Below are 3,740 nucleotides of genomic sequence, written 5' to 3'. Positions count from 1 at the left end.
GGCGGATGAAGTGTTCGCTGACATCCTGCGTCGCAAATCCGCGCGGGTGATCTTGGGTGTGAACAAAGCCGAAGGCCACGCGGGCGAATCTGGGTTCCTGGAAGCCTATTCTTTGGGTCTGGGTGAGCCTGTGCGTTTGTCTGCGGAGCACGGCGAAGGCATGTCGGATCTTTATGACATGTTGGTGCCGATTGCGGACGAATTCGAAGAGCGCGCTGAGCGCGATGCACCTGACGTCGATGTTGTACTCACCGATGAAGATTTCGATGATGACGATGACAACTTGGGGTCTTCACGCGATTTTACGCTTGAGAAACCGTTGCAAATTGCCGTTGTTGGCCGCCCAAATGCGGGAAAATCGACCCTGATCAACAAGCTGTTGGGCGAGGAGCGTTTGCTCACTGGTCCTGAAGCGGGCATCACCCGCGACAGTATCTCTGTGACGATGAACTGGAACGATACGCCTGTGCGTGTGTTTGACACCGCCGGCATGCGCAAAAAGGCTAAGGTTCAGGAAAAGCTTGAAAAACTGTCTGTCTCTGACGGCTTGCGCGCGGTGAAATTTGCCGAGGTTGTGGTTGTCTTGCTCGATGTTTCTATTCCGTTTGAGCAGCAAGATTTGCGCATCGCCGATTTGGCCGAACGCGAGGGCCGTGCAGTGGTCATCGCGGTGAACAAATGGGACGAAGAGACCGACAAGTCCAACAAAGCCAAACTTTTGCGGGAAGAATTTGCACGTCTGTTGCCGCAGCTCAAAGGCGCGCAACTTATCACTGTGTCTGCCAAAACCGGCAAGAACCTCGATAAGTTGCAAGAAGCCATTCTCAAGGCGCATGAAATTTGGAACCGCCGTGTGCCAACCGCGCGTCTCAACAGCTGGCTGAAAGCCATGACCGAAGCGCACCCGCCACCCGCACCGGGTGGTCGCCGCATCAAGCTGCGCTACATGACCCAAGCCAAAACCCGTCCACCGGGTTTCGTGGTGATGTGTTCGCATGCTGACAAATTGAATGAGACGTATAAACGTTATCTTATCAATGGGTTGCGGATTGATTTTGATATGCCTGGCACACCCATTCGCTTGTTCTTCCGTGATCAAGGTGAAGCCAACCCATACAAAAACAAGACAAAATCTGTGCCGTCGCGCTTGCGCAAGCACCTTGGTAAAGGGCGTGCGGACGAAAAGAATAAGTGGTGATTTCTCACCGCTTATGACAGCAAAAAACGGCGCGTCTTGGTCTCAAGTCGCGCCGTTTTTCTATTCTGTCTCTGGAGGAAAGGCCGATCTAAATGTCGACTTCGACCCAGATGGGTACGTGGTCCGATGGTTTCGCTTTGGCACGGGCAAAGGCGTCGATTTGACAATCTTGTAGCGTGTCGGCAGCTTGCGGTGACATCAAGAAATGGTCGATGCGAATGCCATCGTTGCGATCAAAGGCGCCAGCTTGATAATCCCAAAAGGTATAAGTCTCATCTGCGCCATTTTTGACCCGCAGAGCGTCCGTAAAGCCCAAGTCCATCAACTTGCGAAACATCGCGCGGCTCTCGGGGCGAAACAGGGCATCTTTGCGCCACGCGTCAGGCCGCTTGGCGTCTTCGGCTTGAGGGATCAAGTTAAAATCGCCCGCCATAAAAAACGGTTCTTCAAGGGCCATGAGATCACGGGCGCGGTCTTCAAGGCGTTGCATCCATTTCAGTTTGAAATCGTATTTTGAACCCTCCACAGGGGTGCCGTCGCTGTTCAAATCAACTGGATTGCCGTTGGGCAAATACAAGCCGCAAATGCGCATCGATGTCTTCTCACCGATCACGGTCGCCTCGATATAGCGCGCCTCGATATCATCCGCGCCGTCACGCCCCATGCCCGCGCCATTGGGCAGGCCTCTGGTGACGTCTTCAAGTGGGACTTTCGACAAAAGAGCCACGCCGTTGAATGATTTTTGCCCATGCGTTTCAACGATATAGCCCATGTCCTCGAAATGAGCGCGTGGGAAATTTTCGTCGATGGATTTGATTTCTTGCAAAATCACCACATCGGGATCAGCTTCTTTTAGCCAATCGGTGAGCGCGTTGATCCGCGCCTTGATACCGTTGATATTAAAGCTGGCAATTTTCATGTTGGACCCGTCAATCTGGTGCGTGTTGAACGTAGTTTAGGCGGTCAAATCAGTAAGGGAAAGCGCCGATCACGCTTGATCTGCAATCGCGCGGCCACATGCGGCGGCGGACGACCATGCCCATTGAAAATTGTATCCGCCTAGCCATCCGGTGACATCCACAACTTCGCCAATGAAATACAAGCCTTTGACCTGTTTGCTTTCCATGGTTTTGGAGCTGAGCGCGTCAGTGTCAACACCGCCAAGCGTGACCTCAGCCGTACGATACCCTTCAGACCCAGTGGGTTTAAGGGGCAGGGCGTGCAAGGTATCAGCAAGATCTTGAAGTGCCTTGTCTGACTGATCCGCCAGATTGCCACTAAGTTTCAGATTCTCTGCCAAGGTCGTCGCCAGTTTCTTTGGGAAAAGCGTCGCTAGGGCTGTGCTCATTTGACGACGCCCATTTTCGCTGCGCGCAGTGCGCAGGGCATCAAAGACCGATGCATGAGGCATCAAATTGGCGCGAATCTCGTCGCCTTCTCGCCAATAATTGGAGACCTGCAGAACAGCAGGGCCAGAAATGCCGCGATGGGTGAACAAAAGTGCTTCTTCAAATGACGTACCATTGGCTTCCAACCGCCCATCAAGGGCAGTTCCTGCGAGCGGTGTGATCCACTCCAGCTCTTTTGGACCGAATGTGAGCGGCACCAAACCGGGGCGTGTGTCCGTCAAAGGCAGGCCAAATTGCGTGGCGATTTGGTATCCGATGCCTGTCGCGCCCATTTTGGGAATCGATTTTCCGCCCGTCGCGACAACAATGTTGGTGGCCGAGACCTTCTGACCGGACAAAATTGTTTGAAACTCTGTGCCGTCGTGGGTGATTTCATCAATCGTAGTGCTCAGTGAAATGTCTGCAGCGCGCGCTTCGTTCAACAACATGTCGATGATCTGCTTGGCTTTTCCGTCGCAAAACAGCTGTCCCAATGTTTTTTCATGGTAGTCGATGCCGTACTTGGCGACCAATTCGATGAAGTCCCATTGGGTATAACGCGCTAAAGCGGACTTGGCGAAATGCTTGTTTTGACTGATGAAGTTCTCAGGGCCGGCAAACATATTGGTGAAATTACAGCGCCCACCACCCGAAATACGGATTTTGTCGCCTGCGCGCTTTGCGTGATCCACAACCAAAACACGTCCACCTTTGGCGCTGGCAAAGCCTGCACACATGAGGCCTGCGGCCCCCGCGCCGAGAATGATGGTGTCGTAATGTGGTGCGATACGTGTGTTCATATGGGCGTTAAGCATGATTTGGCGCTGTGAGACAAGCCTTTCATGTGGACCCGCGACAGTAAAGCGAGACAACGAAAAAAGGCGGCCCGCATGGACCGCCTTCTTGGGAGGAGTTTGAGTTGGTTTAGTCGTCGACAGACACAGATTCAGTTGCTGTAACAGTGCCGTTGGTGGTGAGCACAGCGATGACGTCTTGGTTTGTCAGAGCGTTGAAGCTGATGCGAACGTCTTGGTTTGCACCGGCGTGCACAGGAGCTGAGCCGAGCAATTGGCCTTGGCCGTCTGCAGTGAGTTCGTAGACGTTCACAACGCCGTCTGTTGAGGCGCGTACGAGTTCAAGATTTACATATGAGT

The 3,740-nt window shown here is 53.2% G+C and carries 3 protein-coding genes and 1 pseudogene; 1 reads left to right on the top strand and 3 read right to left on the bottom strand.

All coding sequences use genetic code 11. The features are described from left to right. Positions 1-1,198: ribosome biogenesis GTPase Der (gene der, locus ABF287_RS14815; protein WP_347185772.1), on the top strand; the 1,198-nt coding region annotated here is incomplete at its 5' end. An 88-nt stretch (positions 1,199-1,286) separates the two neighbouring features. Here der and xth read toward each other — a convergent pair. The 3 genes and pseudogenes from xth to ABF287_RS14800 form a co-directional block, all read right to left on the bottom strand. Then, a complete protein-coding gene (xth, locus tag ABF287_RS14810; protein WP_347185771.1) occupies positions 1,287-2,117 on the bottom strand; it encodes an exodeoxyribonuclease III in 831 nt (276 codons plus the stop codon). Positions 2,118-2,186: 69 nt separating this feature from the next. Further along, on the bottom strand, positions 2,187-3,401 hold the full coding sequence (locus ABF287_RS14805; RefSeq protein WP_347185770.1) for an NAD(P)/FAD-dependent oxidoreductase: 1,215 nt from the start codon (positions 3,399-3,401) through the stop codon (positions 2,187-2,189). Positions 3,402-3,510: 109 nt separating this feature from the next. Further along, positions 3,511-3,740, bottom strand: a pseudogene (locus ABF287_RS14800) (hypothetical protein); the annotation flags it as partial.

Origin of the sequence: Pacificibacter sp. (assembly GCF_039769035.1) — a bacterium.
Classification (GTDB): Bacteria; Pseudomonadota; Alphaproteobacteria; order Rhodobacterales; family Rhodobacteraceae; genus Celeribacter.
The sequence above is the reverse complement of the archived record's forward strand: the minus strand, read 5'-3'. Positions and strand labels throughout refer to the sequence as shown.